General features: G+C 43.7%; 10 protein-coding genes. 3 read left to right on the top strand and 7 right to left on the bottom strand.

The genetic code is table 11. The features are described from left to right. Positions 1-10: 10 nt before the first annotated feature. Positions 11-2,392 (bottom strand): alpha-L-arabinofuranosidase C-terminal domain-containing protein, encoded by a 2,382-nt coding sequence (locus tag NSQ91_RS11510; RefSeq protein ID WP_076193808.1) that lies wholly within the window; start codon positions 2,390-2,392, stop codon positions 11-13. Positions 2,393-2,564: 172 nt separating this feature from the next. After that, positions 2,565-5,231 carry a family 78 glycoside hydrolase catalytic domain gene (locus tag NSQ91_RS11505; RefSeq protein WP_340917868.1) on the bottom strand — a complete coding sequence of 889 codons (2,667 nt, stop codon included), beginning with the start codon at positions 5,229-5,231 and terminating at the stop codon, positions 2,565-2,567. A gap of 137 nt (positions 5,232-5,368) precedes the next feature. Here NSQ91_RS11505 and NSQ91_RS11500 point away from each other — a divergent pair, with 137 nt between their 5' ends. Further along, positions 5,369-6,238: an AraC family transcriptional regulator gene (locus tag NSQ91_RS11500; RefSeq protein ID WP_076130584.1), complete on the top strand. Its 870-nt coding sequence runs from the start codon at positions 5,369-5,371 to the stop codon at positions 6,236-6,238. Positions 6,239-6,285: 47 nt separating this feature from the next. Here the strand turns inward: NSQ91_RS11500 and NSQ91_RS11495 are convergent, their stop codons facing one another. Together NSQ91_RS11495 and NSQ91_RS11490 are read right to left on the bottom strand one after the other, a co-directional pair. After that, entirely contained in the window at positions 6,286-7,191 is a 906-nt protein-coding gene (locus NSQ91_RS11495) for a hypothetical protein (RefSeq protein WP_076133480.1), read from the bottom strand. 167 nt (positions 7,192-7,358) lie between these two features. Next, positions 7,359-8,183, bottom strand: a complete 825-nt coding sequence (locus NSQ91_RS11490; RefSeq protein WP_340012346.1) for an AraC family transcriptional regulator — start codon at positions 8,181-8,183, stop codon at positions 7,359-7,361. 120 nt (positions 8,184-8,303) lie between these two features. On the opposite strand from NSQ91_RS11490, the gene NSQ91_RS11485 reads away from it, so the two are divergent. Beyond that, positions 8,304-11,414 (top strand): glycoside hydrolase family 2 TIM barrel-domain containing protein, encoded by a 3,111-nt coding sequence (locus NSQ91_RS11485; protein ID WP_340917863.1) that lies wholly within the window; start codon positions 8,304-8,306, stop codon positions 11,412-11,414. A 66-nt stretch (positions 11,415-11,480) separates the two neighbouring features. Here NSQ91_RS11485 and NSQ91_RS11480 read toward each other — a convergent pair whose 3' ends face one another. Beyond that, positions 11,481-12,311 (bottom strand): AraC family transcriptional regulator, encoded by an 831-nt coding sequence (locus NSQ91_RS11480; RefSeq protein WP_076193801.1) that lies wholly within the window; start codon positions 12,309-12,311, stop codon positions 11,481-11,483. Between the two features lie 120 nt (positions 12,312-12,431). Here NSQ91_RS11480 and NSQ91_RS11475 point away from each other — a divergent pair, with 120 nt between their 5' ends. Next, on the top strand, positions 12,432-13,892 hold the full coding sequence (locus tag NSQ91_RS11475; RefSeq protein WP_076305554.1) for an alpha-L-fucosidase: 1,461 nt from the start codon (positions 12,432-12,434) through the stop codon (positions 13,890-13,892). Positions 13,893-13,985: 93 nt separating this feature from the next. On the opposite strand, the gene NSQ91_RS11470 is transcribed toward NSQ91_RS11475, so the two are convergent. Together NSQ91_RS11470 and NSQ91_RS11465 are read right to left on the bottom strand one after the other, a co-directional pair. After that, a complete protein-coding gene (locus tag NSQ91_RS11470; RefSeq protein ID WP_076305555.1) occupies positions 13,986-15,191 on the bottom strand; it encodes a mannitol-1-phosphate 5-dehydrogenase in 1,206 nt (401 codons plus the stop codon). A gap of 42 nt (positions 15,192-15,233) precedes the next feature. Then, positions 15,234-15,896 (bottom strand): HAD family hydrolase, encoded by a 663-nt coding sequence (locus tag NSQ91_RS11465; RefSeq protein WP_076305556.1) that lies wholly within the window; start codon positions 15,894-15,896, stop codon positions 15,234-15,236. Positions 15,897-15,969: the final 73 nt, after the last annotated feature.

The raw sequence follows: 15,969 nt of genomic DNA, 5'->3' as shown, positions 1-15,969 counted from the left end.
GGCGTCTTCGTTATTTTATTCTGAAAATTGTCACGGATTGCTTCGGAAACTCATAACTAAAGCTGCTTCCTTCTGTCTTAAAGCTGGTTTGTTTCGGAGAGACCTGCTGCTTATTCTCGAAGTTATTTTCGTCCTCAAGCGGGTATCCCGACATTTCATAGACTTCGATGGTCAGTGCTTCTTTTGCCAAAGATTCCAGTACAACCTCAGCAGAAACGCTGTTCTCTTGTACGTTTACAGTCTTGAGGATAATATCCCCCGTTAAATCTTCCACACTTGCCGTGTAATACAGCGGTTCGATGACCGGAAGTTTATCTTCTGTCTCATTCACCAGTTCTCCGTTAATAAAAGTACGGATCTGTCTGCCCACTACTTCTAGCTTAAGATCGTATTCTACATCTGTTTCAACCGTAAACATAGCATGCGTCAGAACAGAATTTCTTCCGTTGATAATTGAGGCCACAATCGAATCCTGATTCTGCCAGCCACCCAGCTCCCAGTACAAATGATTCTGATCATCCGCTTTACCAAAATAGAAGATAAACCCTTTATTTCCTGCGGTTCGTCTAGCCTTAAAATGCAAAGTATAGTTTTCCCACTCTGTCTCACCAAGCTCTAGTGTCCGATTAGCCGTTTTGTTCTGAGCAGGGTCAGGCAGATTTGAAACTTCCTCTGATAAGTCAGAATACGTCTTCACTTCTCCCGTAAGATTGTTGACTAAGGTGATCTCGGAGAAACGAGCAGCAGAGGCATCCACACCGAAACTGACGGCTCCAGTGATCGCTTCCTTTCTGCTTTCCTTCGGTGCCGTGAAGCCATCTGCTTCCATCTTCAGCAAATGATCTCCCTGATGGTTCATAAATAGCTTTTGCACATAATAGTTTGCCGTTCCGTACACTTCATGATTATTGAACCAGATCATATCCGGCTTCCAGTTAATATAATCCACATTGCAGAGCATTGGAGCATAACAAGCTAAGCCAACGGCATGCGCATTATTTTGCAGACCTGTCATAAATGCTGCTTCCACCAATGCATTGTAATAGGTATTGCCCCATGAAGCATATTCACCGAGGAATACCTTTGGCTCATCGGCTTTGAAGTCATCATAACGATGATGATTAGCCAGGAACCATTCAGGTGTACAGTAATAATGCTCGTCTACGAGGTCAGACTTGTTCTCTTTTGCCGACGTCCAGCCCCGTTCATATTCCTGGCCGGCAGAGAACGGACCGCTAGAGTTAATGACCTTGATTTCCGGATATTTTGCTTTGATGGCTTGATGAAAGTAAGGATATCTCTCGAAAAAGGGTGCACCTACCTCTTCATTCCCAATGCCGACATACTCCAGCCCAAAAGGCTCAGGGTGACCCAGTTCTGCACGAATGCCTCCCCACTTCGTGGAAGAATCCCCCTTGGCGAATTCAATTAAATCCAAAGCATCCTCAATCCAAGGCGTTAATTCATCCAGCGGTACCATCCGTTTATGATGCGGGTCGTAGCCGCCCGGAAGAACGGGGATCGGCTTAGCTCCAATATCCTCACAGAACTGAAAATATTCATAATAACCTAACCCAAGCGTCTGATTATATGACCAGTTATTGCGTCTTGCCGGTCTTTGTGCAACATCCCCAATCGTATTCTTCCATCTGTACATGGAGTCTCTGTCATCTGGATCCAAGGAACCGTCATGCACCAGACATCCTCCTGGGAACCGCATAAATTTAGGTTTTAAATCAGCGAGCAGCAGCGAAATATCTTCACGCATGCCTCCGGGTCTATTCTTAAAGGTCTTCTCAGGAAACAGGGAAACCATATCCAGATATACCTTCCCGTTACCTTTGGTAACGATTACAAGACGACTGCTTGTGTCCGTGCTATTAGCTGTAATAACGGCTTCATATCGGGTCCATTCAGAGCTGCTTACGGCTATTTTCGCTTCACCAAGAATGGTGCCGTCTGTGCTTTCGATGTTTACGGTAAGCGGCACATCAAAGCTTGTCTCCCGGCGGGCATACACTGAGAAGTTATAATTCTCGCCTTCTTTTACCGGAATACCACTGTTAAAGCCTAGATTCATCAGGCCAACGCCGTCACCTTCAGCCACAATATCGATGGCAACATAATGTTGGTTACGATCATTTAAGGGCTTGCTGTCTTCTACAGAGATATTTACCTTTCCATCTCCACGTTCTACAGGCTCCCAAGCCATCAGCGCATGATAATCTGCCCGGTCAATCGGGTCGAATTCAAAAGATCGGTTCTGAACTAGTTCAGCGTAAAGCCCACCATCGGCCGCATGATTCAAATCCTCGAAAAAGATACCGAATAGATCGCCTAACTCCGCCCCCCGCTGCTGCGTATGTATCGTCAATTTTCCTTCTGTCTTCATTCTTTTGTCTTCCTCCTTGTGAATCCAAATTTAATTTATATTTATATTACTTAGTTCATATCAATATAAATCATTATAATAACTCCTCTCTACATTCGTCAATTCGAAAACGAAAAACTGACACCGAATACCCCTCGATGTCAGTTCACACTAGGAAGCCCCCTAGTAAAGGTTATAAAGAATACGTAAATTGATAGCTGCCCGAACCTAATTGAAGTCTCACTCCGTTATCGACCAAGCTGATACTGTGCACGCCTCTGGACTGCTCTACAGGAACTTCATTTTCTAATAACCCTAGTTGATTGGCTCCAGGCAGAACGACAATACCGTTGGTATTGGCAGGAATCGTAACGTGAATCATCATTCCATTATCCTCTGATCTCCGCCACGCTGACTCCACTTTTCCGTACATGGTTTCAAGACTTGCTTCTGCGTAATCTAAACCGGGGCCTGGCTGTGGCTTGATATGAACGATTTTGAAACCAGGCTCCAACTCATCTGTTCCGATTCCTGCAACGTATCGATACAACCATTCACCTATTGCGCCATAGGCGTAATGATTGAAGGAATTCATATCTGCACTCCAGAAGCTGCCGTCCTCCTTGATCCCATCCCAATGCTCCCAAATCGTAGTCGCACCTTTCGTCACCTGATACAGCCAGGATGGATAATCCTTTTGAAAAAGAAGCTTATACGCGAGTTCATTATTTCCAATCTCGCTGAGCACAGGATTCAGATATGGTGTGCCCACGAATCCAGTAGTCAGATGATCCTTAGCTTCAGCAAGCAGCTCAGTGAGCTTCTGAATTGCACGTTCTTTGGCGACCCCTTTTACAAGATCGAAACGTAGGGCTAATATCTGTGCAGTCTGGGTAGAGACGGACAACCTTCCCGCAGGTGTTATGAACTCATTACTGAATGCTTTTATAATTTTGGCGTGCAGCTCACTATAATAGTCCACGTCCTCCGATTTTTCTAAGGCTATTGCCGCTTTTAAAGTAAGCGAAACGGAATAGGCATAAAAAGCGGTGGCGACATAATCCCGATCTGTAGCTCCCACATAGCTGTCTGGCTTGGAATCAAGCGCTAGCCAATCGCCGAAATGAAAGCCAGTATTCCACAGATAAGGGTTACTTCCCTGTGCATAGATATATGAAATCCATTGCTTCATGCTCTCGTATTGCTCTGCAAGCAGCCTTTTGTCGCCGTACATTTCATAGATTGTCCATGGACAGATCGTAGCTGCATCTCCCCAGGCTGCAGAAGAATGGTTAGTATCTCCGTCGCCAGGAGGCGCTGCTCTCAGCTCTGGAATAAAAAACGGAATGCCGCCCTCAGGGGTTTGGTCTGCCTTCAAATCCCGTAACCATTTCGTAAAGAAAGGTGCCGTATTCATCAAATAGGAGGCTGTTCGGACAAACATCTGAGCATCCCCCGTCCAGCCGAGCCGCTCATCACGCTGTGGACAATCAGTGGGCACATCGAGGAAATTCCCTTTTTGCCCCCACAGGATATTGTGATGCAGTTGATTCACAAGTGGATCTGAGCACTGAAAATCACCCGTACGTTCCATATTAGAGTGCATCACAATTCCTGTGAAATCCTCTAGTTGAAGATCTGCTGAGAACCCACTAAGCTTCACATACCGAAAGCCTTGGAAGGTGAAATGCGGTTCATACGTCTCTTGCTCTCCACCTTTCAGAGTATAGCGGATGCACTGTTTCGCTTTACGCATATTCTCCGTGTAGAAATTTCCGTCCCGGTCTAATATTTCAGCATGCTGAAGTTCTACCGCCTGACCAGATTGACCTTTTACATTAAATTTTAGCCACCCTACCATGTTCTGGCCCATGTCCAGCACTCTATCTCCCTGCGGGGTAGTCAGCAGTGCAATCGGCTTCAAGGTTTCAACTTGTGTCACTGGCACATTTTCCTGGGCAACGATGATCGCTTTGGAATAATTAATAATCTCCACTGGATGCCAACCTTCTGATGAAGGATCAGTGATATCCAACTCCAGCCGAGCATCATAGGTTTCACCATTATAAATTTCAGACATCATAATTGCGCTTTTTGCAGCCTGCCAATTCTGATCTGAGCTAATAAGCTCATTTGAACCGTCTGCATACCGGATATGAAGCTCCAGTAGAAGTGAAGTCTTTGATCCATAAATCTCCTTTTGATTATCCCAGCCCAAATACCCTCTGTACCAGCCATTGCCCAACAGTGCGCCTAACGCATTCGCACCTTCATGCAGAAGCTTTGTGACATCATAAGTTTGATATTGCAGCCGCTTACTGTAACTGGTCCAGCCTGGAGTAAAATAATGATCTCCCACCCGACTTCCGTTCAGCTGCAGTTCATACAAGCCCAAAGCAGTAGCATAAATCCTTGCACTTTCCACTGGACCTTTTACATCCACGAATGTACGAAGCTGTGGGCAAATCTCAGAATCTTGTGAAAAAGAGGCTGTAGGAGCGCTGATCCACTCCGCCTGCCAATTCCCTGCATCTAATAGTCCGGTTTCAAAAAATGCAACCTCAGACCAACCCGAGTCTATTGCATTCTGATTCCATGCCCGAACCCGATAATAATAACGCGTGCGAGCTTTCAGCAGCAGACCTTCAAGCTCAACATGGATCGATTGAGAAGACTTTACTTCCTCTGTATCCCATAGCTTGCCTTGAAAAAGCATATTCTCCGCCACTTGAATTTGATAAGCAGACTGCATGCAGTCCCTGTCATCTGAAACTAACTGCCAACTGATTCTGGGTCTGATCACATCAATTCCTAGCGGATTTTCTTTGTACTCACAACGAAGCTTAGTCATTGCGAACATATAGATAAAAACCTCCTTCTATAGCGACAAATTAGTCTTTGCCCTATAATTATAGCTGGGTTACCGCTTTCATCACCCGGTAAAAAGGACATCATATCCCTGCAATCATGCCATGAATCTGGAAGGGGGAATTCAATATGCAACGAACCACCGAGTTGTTCAAAAATGAAATCTTTTTTCAAAACGATCTGCATCTGCTCGTTAACCGCTATTCAGAGAACTTCCACGCCCCTTTTCATGCTCATGAATTTATTGAGTATTGCTATGTAGCTGAAGGAAGAGGTTTTCATCACCTTGAAAATGAGATCTTTCCCGTTAGAAAAGGAATGCTGTTCGTGATTCCTGTAGGTGCCCCCCATGTGTTCCGTCCAGCATCTTCTGATACTTTAGGGAATCGCCTGATCGTCTATAACTGCCTTTTTGATATGCAAATGGTGGAGCAATTAAATATCGTCCTTCAAGAGCCATCTATCCGGGAGCACCTAGCCACTCTTGGGAGTAGCAGCTCATCTTACTTTTCCGTCTCAGATCGAGATGGCTCTATTGAGCGCTTAATGCTGAATTTATATCATGAAATGTCGGTATCCGGTATGGGCTCCAAAACAATGCTTTACACCCTCTTAAGTCAATTAATCATAGCAGTGTACAGGCAAAAATACGGAGAAGATGACAAATCTACGATGGATATGGCAGACTTCACGCAAGTAATTCAATACCTAGAGCATAATCTGTCGGAGAAGATTACACTTGCCGAATTAGCCCGTATTTCACAGTGGAGCAGCAGGCATCTTCAGCGCATGTTCCACAAGCATACTGGCCAGTCCTTTGGGACCTACTTGAAGAATCTGCGAATGCATAAAAGCTGTGAATTGCTGCGTACTTCTGGACATAAAATTAATATGATTGCCGAGCTAGTTGGTTACCGTGACATCGACTCCTTTAACGCTGTATTCAAAAAAATAGTCGGCCAGACACCCATCGCGTACCGCAAGCTCTACAGATCATAAAAAAGCCGATGTCGTATGAACATCCATACAACATCGGCCCTATTAATTTATTGATTAGTGATCTGTTTAAGTAAAAACTCAACAAAATCAGTTGATTTAGTCTTACTGTCATCTTGTCCTAACGTTCCGATGATCATCTGGTTTGAATGGATAGGGAGTTCTGTAGCAAAATCCGTATCTGTGATATCTATGCCAGTAATCAGCTCTTGACCACTCTCCGGGTTAGTCATACGTTTCAAACGGTTATCATCAAGAGGAAGTCCTGCGGATTTAATAAACGACTCCAGATTTTGCAGTCCCGACTGCTGGCCAATCCATTCAAAAGTAGCATCATCCATAATGAGGATATCCGGATGATCGGCTGCCAGCATCGCCATAGCCCGCTGCATATAGCTCATATCCAAGGCTCCACCGTCCGTCCCACCTGTTGAGGGTAGATAAACGATTTCTGCCTCCACTCTCTTCCAAGCCGGGTAACGATTGATAATTTCTTGTTTTAGCTCTTCATTCTTACCTGACGAGTCCTGAGATTCATAGTTGCCTAGGAACATGATTCGAACATCTACCGGTGGAAGCGTAGCTTCATATTTTCTTTCCTGCCATTGATCATAGAGCGCTTTCCCCCCAAAGATAACTACCAGCAGCACGATAATAGAAATAATAGTGTGCGTTTTGTAGAGTCGAAAGAAATTCTCCGATTTTCGTGCTACGCCGGACATGGCTCCCCACTTCTCCAGCCGCTTGTCCTCTGCTTCCTGAATCTCCTTCTGATCCAAGCCATCTAGGATGGTTTTGTAAGCGCGGAATTCCTCTTCATAAGCTGCGACCTCATCTTCAGTAGAATTCGATCGACGGCGTTTCAAATGAATATCTAACCTTTTGTTCAATTCCTCCCGGGTAACGTCTTCAGGCAAGTTCAAACGCTCATAGGCTTGCTTTAGCTTCTCATTCAAAATGATGTCTCCTTCCTGATGCTTTTCGTCATTTCAGATTGTTAATTTGGTTCTATGTATTGAATTCTTGTGGCAGTAAAAGTATGGGCTAAGCCGCAAAAAAAACATCGCAGGAACTCAAGTAAACTATATCATGTTGTGCTAGACGGTAACAAGTAAGCGTTTATCTAATCCAAACCATGCAGCTGCTTAAATTGCTCAGGACTCATCCCTGTCAATCTTTTAAACACCAAACAAAAGTAACTAGCATTATCAAAGCCCACTAGCTGGGCAATTTCATACATTTTTTTATCGCGTCCATTAAACATAAGCTGTTTACTCAAATTGATACGTTGCTTATTGATATAGGTTACAGGTCGATCATGAATTGTTTTTTGAAAAAGCCTACATAAATACTGTGGCGATACAGAAATAATCTCCGCCAGCTCCTTTAAAGGAAGCGTCCTATGCAGATTGCTCTCTATATAACGCAGCACCGGTTTGATTCGCTCCAATTCATGTGCCTCATTCAGAGGCGATACTAGCTTTCTTTTTAAATCCAGAAGCAATGCGTAAAGATGTTTAGAACGTGCCAAATTAGTCTCCAGCTCATTGCTATCTGGCAGCATAAGGATTTGCTTTAGAGGATTGAGCCATTGATCTTCTTTTAATCTAGCAGGACCAGACTCGCGGATGCCCGCATAGAGCAGCATTTGACCAACCTCTCTGCCATTGAACGAGACCCATGATACCTTCCACTCCTTCCCACTGATAGGGGCATACGAATGAGGAATATCCGGGAACAAAAAGAACACATCCCCTGGACCCACGAGATATCGGCTCTCATGAATGATAAGCTCGCCTTTACCTTCGTGAATCTGATGTATTTGATAGTCTGGAAAGCCTGCAGGACGTATAGTTTCTGGCTGATGCTCCCAAAATCCAAGGGTTGTAGCATAAAGCGGCAGCATGATTACATCTTCTGTTTGGCAAAAAATAATTTTGCTCTCCATAAAAAGTCCTCGTTTCATATTTTGTTATCTGGGACTAAAATTCTTTTATTTATCCTAATATTACTTCAACTTATAATATGAATATAATAACATTACAATGATTATAAAGGAGATCAACTCATGCGAGCAAAGTTTGTCTACCAGCCACCTGCTAACGGTTATCCGGAATGGAATAACAACCCAGAGACTTTTGAATTAAATCGATTGGATGCACATGCCTCCATGATCCCTTACCGTAGTTTATCCCAAGCGCTAACTAACGATAAAGAAACCTCACCTTTCTACCAAACCCTCAATGGGCTTTGGAAATTCGCTTTTTCCGAAACACCGGATCAACGAATTGTGGATTTCTATAAAACCGATTTCGATTGCAGTACTTGGGATACCATTCCTGTACCGTCTCACTGGCAGTTCCAAGGTTATGACTATCCTCAGTATACAAATCTCCGGTATCCTTGGGCGGAATCCGAGCCAGAGCTTAAAGCCCCCTTTGCCCCAACAAAATATAATCCAGTAGGCTCTTATCTGCGAACCTTTACTGTACCTGAGTCTTGGAACGGTCAACCGGTGTACCTAAGCTTTCAGGGTGTTGAATCCGCTTTCTACGTCTGGGTAAACGGTGAACTTGTCGGGTACTGTGAAGATACATTTACTCCATCAGAGTTCGATATCACCCCATATTTAGTTGCAGGGGACAATAAACTAGCTGTCGAGGTTTATCGTTGGTGTGATGCCAGCTGGCTAGAGGATCAGGATTTCTGGCGCCTGAGCGGTATTTTTCGGGAAGTCTATCTTTATTCGGCTCCTTCCGTTCATATTGCTGATTATTTCGTCCACACAGATCTGGATGAAAACTTCGTACATGCGGATTTAAATGTAGATATCAAGGTGGAAAATTACTTTAACGAGCAAAGCCCATATACACTGCAAATGCAGCTTTACAATAAAGAGGGCCAGCCTGTTTGGGAGACTCCTATCTCCGCTACTGGTTCCTTTGAGCAAGAAGGCGTTCAACAGCTCAAGCTTTCTGCCCCGGTTGAACAGCCTTTTAAATGGAGTGCTGAAACCCCTTATCTTTATACCTTAGTCCTGTCTATAAATGACAGCGAAGGGCGTACACAAGAAACGGTCAGCTGTAAGGTTGGATTCCGCAAGTTTGAGATTAAAGACGGACTTATGAAGATCAATGGCAAAAGAATCGTGCTCAAAGGTGTCAATCGCCACGAGTTCTCTTGCGACACAGGTCGTGCTTTAGCCAAAAAAGATATGCTGCGCGACATCCAATTAATGAAAACACATAATATTAATGCCGTTCGAACCTCCCATTACCCGAATCAGTCTGTCTGGTATGAGTTATGTGATGAATACGGATTATATGTAATTGACGAAACCAATCTGGAAACGCACGGCACCTGGGCATACAGCCAAGAAGGATTGAATGACGGGAATGTCCCTGGAAGCAAACCGGAATGGCGGGCCAATGTCATTGACCGCTGCAACTCCATGATGCAAAGGGACAAAAACCACCCTTCAGTCATCATATGGTCTCTCGGCAATGAATCTTTCGGAGGCGACAATTTTATCGCTATGCACGACTACCTGAGAGAAATCGATCCTTCGCGGCCGGTTCATTATGAGGGAATCTTTCACTGTAGAGAATCGGAAGCAGCAAGTGACATAGAATCTACTATGTACATTAAACCGCAGGATGTTGAAAAATATGCGCTTAATAATCCTAAGAAGCCTTATATCCTCTGTGAATACAGTCATGCCATGGGCAATTCATGCGGTGGGCTGCACTTATACTGTGACTTGTTCGACAAATATGACATTGTTCAAGGTGCATTCATTTGGGATTGGGTAGATCAAGCCATTCGGACCCACACCTCCGAAGGAATTGAATATCTCGCTTATGGCGGGGACTTTGGTGAATCGCCTCATGACGGCAATTTTAGTGGCAACGGATTACTTTTTGCTGATCGTACGGTTACTCCTAAGCTCTTTGAGGTCAAAAAATGTTATCAGAATATTAAAGTAACGGCTGAAAATATCCTAGAAGGACTCTTCCAGATTCGAAATTCCTTCTTATTTACCAACTTAAAGGAATACGATCTCAAATGGGAAGTTCGTTTAGACGGAGTAACTGCGCAAGAAGGCTTGCTGAAGATCTCATGTGCACCAGGTGAGAGCATTTCATGCAAAGTTCCTTACGAGTTGGATTCACTGCGTGGCAATCATGAAGCAGTTCTGAATCTTTCCTTTATTCAGCCTTCAGCAACTATATGGGCAGAAGCCAATCACGAAATCGCTTGGGAACAGTTCATTCTGTCACCTCGTTTCGTAACCAGTACCTCAAAGACAACCGCAGAAACACTGCGTGTCAGCGAGCTTGAGAATGTTTTGAATGTACAAGGTGATAATTTCGAACTGAGCTTTAGTACCACTATGGGTGCTCTGAACTCTTATCGTTCCTCAGGCAAAGAACGTCTGCTTGAGCCTGTAAGACCTAACTTCTGGAGAGCAGTCACAGATAATGATTGTGGCAATAAATTGCCACAGCGGTGTGCAGTATGGAAGCAGGCATCGCATAAACAACACTTAATCAGCTTTACATTTAGAACCGAAGGCTCTCTCTGTTTCGTCTATGCCAGCTACCTTCTGGCTACAAGTCCGGATTCCACGCTTCGGGTCCAGTATGTGATTCGCGCTGACGGGACTTTAGAGATCACGCAAGAGCTGAGTCCAGGCAGCAGCGAACTGCCGGAAATCCCTGAGTTCGGAATGATGTTCGTTCTAGATGGAAGTCTTGATACCCTGTCTTGGTACGGCCGCGGACCTCATGAGAATTATTGGGATCGGCAAACCGGAGCCCCACTTGGACGTTACACAGGTAAGGTCAGTGATCAATTCACGCCTTATCTCAAACCTCAAGAGTGCGGCAACAAGACTGATGTCAGATTCGCTTCAATTACAGAGGGCAACGATGGATCAGGGTTCTATTTTGAAAGTGCAAACCCTATCGAAATTAATGCCCTGCCTTGGAAGCCTGAGGAACTGGAAGCCCATGACCACGTCTATAAATTGCCAGTCTCAAACAAAAGCGTACTGAGAGTCAACTACAAGCAAATGGGTGTTGGCGGGGACGACAGCTGGGGCGCACCAACCCACGAAGAGTTCACTCTGCCGGCTAATCGCCCGTACATCTTCCGTTTCACTGTCTCACTGCTCTAATCTCTTCCACTTATAAAAAAGGCCGTCTCTGGTTGGTTTCTACCACACAGGACGGCCTTCTTCTATTTATTTCACAGCTACTGTTCCTTGTCTGAATTCCGAAGGGCTTAAACCTACATTTTTTTTGAACTGTTTGGAGAAATAATAGAGATCGCTAAAACCAAGATCATGGGCAATCTCACCGACAGAACTTTGCGTCCCCCTCAATAGCTCCTTGGCCTTAGTTATCTTTTTTCTGGTGATATACTGAATGGGTGGAACTCCGATTTGCTGTTTAAATAGCCGGATAAAATAGTTGGGATGCATGTACGCAATCTCGGCAAGCTCGTGTATGGTGATATTTCGCTCGATATGAGCGTCTATGTACGTTAATACTTTCGTTAATTTTTCGATCGAGCTCAGATTCTTAAAGGTGATTTCGTCTACTTCTATGTTCATAATAAAATAAGAAAATAACTCCATTAACTTACTTTTGGCTAATAAATGAGCATACACCGCATCAGATTTCATATGACTCGTTAGGCTGCTGAAAATCTTTTGGATTACATGAGGATCTACTTCTCTGCATACATGACTTAACTCTAACATTTTGAATAGATTAATGTCTCCGACTTTTGCGCTGAAATGGCACCAATACTTCTCAAAGGGTTGATCACTTATGCAAGAATAAGATTGCTTAACTCCCTCAGGCATCAAAAAAAGCTGACCAGGCTTCGGATAATATTCTCGATCCCCAATCTTTAACCAACCCTCCCCATCGCAAATAAAATAAAATTTACTATAGTCAGGTGTGTAGTCAAGATCTCTCCAGTCACGGCCACAAAGATTGTAATCAGCCATAAATAAATCAACCTTTAAATTGGATAAATAATTTGTAAGCAAAACATGGTTATCCATCCCTTACTCCGCCTTATCAGGTTAGTTTTGTACATCTAAAAGTTAATGTCCTACATTTTGATTTCCACCTCCAATCACTACAATGAAGTAGAAATAAACGTTTGAAAGGATGATTGCAAAATGGTGGATAAAAACAAATATTTAAAAGTAATCGAAGATACGATCGCAACTGGAAGATTCAAAGCCGATTGGGATTCACTAAGTCAATTTCAAGTGCCTATGTGGTATGAGAACGCTAAGTTTGGTATTTTCATTCATTGGGGCCTTTATTCTATTCCGGCTTTCGCCAATGAGTGGTATCCCCGAAATATGTATATCCAGGGTTCACGGGAATATGAACATCATCTTGCTACCTATGGCGAGCATAAAACCTTTGGTTATAAAGATTTCATCCCCTTGTTCAAGGCTGAGCATTTCAATGCTGAGGAATGGGCCAATCTCTTCAAATTATCTGGTGCCAAATACGTGATGCCTGTTGCAGAGCACCATGACGGCTTTCAAATGTATAAGAGCGCTTACTCTCACTATAACACATATGAGATGGGTCCTAAGCGGGATTTAGTCGGGGAAATGAAAGACGCTTTTGAGCAGCAGGGATTAGAGTTTTGTGTATCTTCCCATAGGGCTGAGCACTGGTTCTTCCTGTCTCATGGCAAGGAATTTGATTCCGATATCCATGAACCGCTTGTATGTGGAGATTTCTATTGGCCATCTATGCCCGAACCCGATCATCACGATTTATTCGGCTCCCCACCTAATCAAGAATTTCTGGAGGATTGGTTGATTCGCTGCTGCGAGCTGGTAGACAATTATCAGCCGAAAATCTTTTACTTTGACTGGTGGATTCATACAGCTGCCTTCAAACCCTATCTCAAAAAGTTCGCCGCTTACTATTACAATAAGGGAGAGGAATGGGGCACTCCGGTTGCAATCAATTATAAGCATGATGCCTTCATGTTTGGCTCAGCAATCCCAGATATTGAGAGAGGTCATTTCTCCGGGCTTAAACCTTATTTCTGGCAAACGGATACAGCAGTTGCTAAAAATTCATGGTGTTATACTCCGGAAAATGATTATAAATCTGCCGTAGAAATTATCAGAGATCTAATAGATATCGTAAGCAAAAACGGCAACTTGCTGCTGAATATAGGTCCTAAAGCGGACGGCAGCATTCCAGCTCAGGATCAGGAGATTCTGCTTGGCATCGGAGAATGGCTAAAGGTGAATGGTGAAGCAATCTATGATACGACCTACTGGCGCACCTTCGGGGAAGGCCCTACGGAGATTGTTGAAGGTCAGTTTACAGATGGGATCACAAAAATTTTCACCAATGAAGATATTCGCTTTACGGTAAAAGGCAGTTATCTTTACGCTACTGTTCTTGTCTATCCAAACAACGGAATAGTGCAAATCAAATCCCTTAAAGAAAACTCTGCGCACTTCCATGGGATGATTAAACAGATCAAAATCTTAGGTTTTGAGGAACAACCTGCATGGGAAAGAACCGATGAAGCCTTGGTTATAAAAACGACCTCGGTTCGAAGTGAGACTCCGGTTGTTCTGCGTATTGAATTGGATTAGGGACACTTACAGAACTTCGTAACCTATAAAAAGAGTGTTCTTGCCCATCCAGCAGAGAACACTCTTTTATAGGTTTATAACCATCGTTTTATATTAAAAGTAGGGTACCCTGACGCTTATTGTCTTCATTCTAGTCCTATGAGGATATCTCGCGCGTAATTTGTTGGACTCCAAAATAATGCGACCATGAAGCGGATGCTCCGTGGGGATTTTTAGTTGTGCAGCAATGACTTCACTTAGCCCGTGGTTTCGGATGTCCGCTTGAAGCTGTAAGGCTTCTGGATCTTTTTCATGATCAAAATAAAGTGCAGAAGCAATAGCTGAGACTAAATGTGAAGTCTCAAAACCAAGTTCATGAGCAAGCATTGCCGGTTTTACGAGTCGATCATTAGGTGAAAGCTTGCGAAGCGGGGAGCGGGCGACACGTGTAATTTTATCGTTAAAGTTGGGGTTAGTGAATCGTTCCATCATCTTTTCTATATACCGGTCATGTTCTATGGGCTTGAAGCCATATAAATGCACCAATAAGGCCCCTGTTTCCTTAAGCACCCCGTGAACACGAGCTCTGATTTCGGGATCAGACATCGCTTCTTGAATGCTAGTATAACCTTCCAGGTATCCAAAATAGGCTGCACTGCAATGACCTGTATTCACAGTATATAGCTTCCGTTCGAGGTATGGCGCCAGCGAATCCACATAATGGACGCCTTTAATTTCATTGTAGTTACCAATCATCCCACTGCGGGGAATAACCCACTCACTGAAGGGTTCAACGAGGATTTCAAGTGAATCTGTATTTTTCTGCATAGGTACAATCCGGTCAACCATCGCATTGGGAAAAGCGACATTGCGGTCAGCAAGTTCCTTGAAGGATTGCTTCATATGCCGATAAACTGATTTTTTCAACTTCTGACTGCTTCCAATCCCATTCTCACAGGCAATGATATGAAGAGGGTTGAGATTTCTGCTATTTTCAAGCCTTCGTTCGATGCCCTGCGCAATGGTCTCAGCAATATCTTTTAAAGCGGATATTCCGACGGCAGTTGTCACAATTTCAGCTTCTGCTATAGCTCTAGTAACGTCCTCAGTATCATTCAGATTGATTGCAGTAACATTATCAACAATAAAGCTGTCCCTGTTCTTGTTAGCTAGGGTGACAGGATATTGCCCACGTTTTTGCAATTGGGCAATTTTACTCTTATTTCTTCCGACGAAACAAACATTGTAACCGGAGTCCGACAACATAGGCCCAATAAAACCTCTGCCAATATTGCCTGCTCCAAAATGTACGGCTCTCAATTTGGTATCCCCCTTTAATTTGAACTTAGTTTCTCGGTTTCTCTATACGAAGCAACGTTGAGTAACTACATGATCAAATTCAAGAAGACTTAGATTATCAATTTTATGGTGCTGCTTATCGAATTCAAGAAAATTAGTAATTTCGTTAGGCGTCACAATGCAACGGATGCCAGCTGCTGCCGCTGCCTTAGATCCATTCGGTGAATCCTCGATAGCAACCGCCTCATCAGCTGTGATTCCAAGACAAGCTAACGTTTGGTTATATAGCTCCGGATCTGGTTTCACTTTTGCCACATGGTCGGCAGTCCGAACACATTCGAAATACTCGCGAATACCCAATTGATTCAGATATTTTCCCACCCATTCCAGTGAAGAACTTGAGGCCAGCCCTATGCGCAGTCCAGCTGCTTTGGCGGAATCAAGATAATGCTGAATGCCTGGTCGTATTGTTTCAAGCTCCATAAGTTTGCTGTGTCTCTGTTTAACAGCCTTACTGAACTCTTCTTTGTCAATCGCTAGCTTAAGATCAGTCATTAAATATTCATAAGGATTAAAACTGTTCAAGCTCGTGCCGATGCAGGTGGAATATTGTTCAAGCGTCAGATCCACTCCATATTCTGCATAAGCCTCGTTAAATGCGGTGTACCAAGCAGTCTCCGTGTCGATAATCGTTCCGTCAAAATCAAAAATAATTCCTTTGATCACAATCAACCATCTCCCTCGTATTATGTTTGGTTAGAATATCTTACGCAAAACCTTCTGCATATTCTACAAAAAG

Origin of the sequence: Paenibacillus sp. FSL R7-0048 (assembly GCF_038004505.1) — a bacterium.
GTDB classification, from domain to species: domain Bacteria; phylum Bacillota; class Bacilli; order Paenibacillales; family Paenibacillaceae; genus Paenibacillus_AQ; species Paenibacillus_AQ odorifer.
Note: the sequence above shows the minus strand (reverse complement) of the source record. Positions and strands in the feature narration are given on the sequence as shown.

Coding starts and splice junctions, on each gene's coding strand:
- NSQ91_RS11510 (WP_076193808.1), bottom strand. CDS start 2,392: ATGAAGACAGAAGGAAAATTGACGATACATACGCAGCAGCGGGGGGCG.
- NSQ91_RS11505 (WP_340917868.1), bottom strand. CDS start 5,231: ATGTTCGCAATGACTAAGCTTCGTTGTGAGTACAAAGAAAATCCGCTA.
- NSQ91_RS11500 (WP_076130584.1), top strand. CDS start 5,369: ATGCAACGAACCACCGAGTTGTTCAAAAATGAAATCTTTTTTCAAAAC.
- NSQ91_RS11490 (WP_340012346.1), bottom strand. CDS start 8,183: ATGGAGAGCAAAATTATTTTTTGCCAAACAGAAGATGTAATCATGCTG.
- NSQ91_RS11485 (WP_340917863.1), top strand. CDS start 8,304: ATGCGAGCAAAGTTTGTCTACCAGCCACCTGCTAACGGTTATCCGGAA.
- NSQ91_RS11480 (WP_076193801.1), bottom strand. CDS start 12,311: ATGGATAACCATGTTTTGCTTACAAATTATTTATCCAATTTAAAGGTT.
- NSQ91_RS11475 (WP_076305554.1), top strand. CDS start 12,432: ATGGTGGATAAAAACAAATATTTAAAAGTAATCGAAGATACGATCGCA.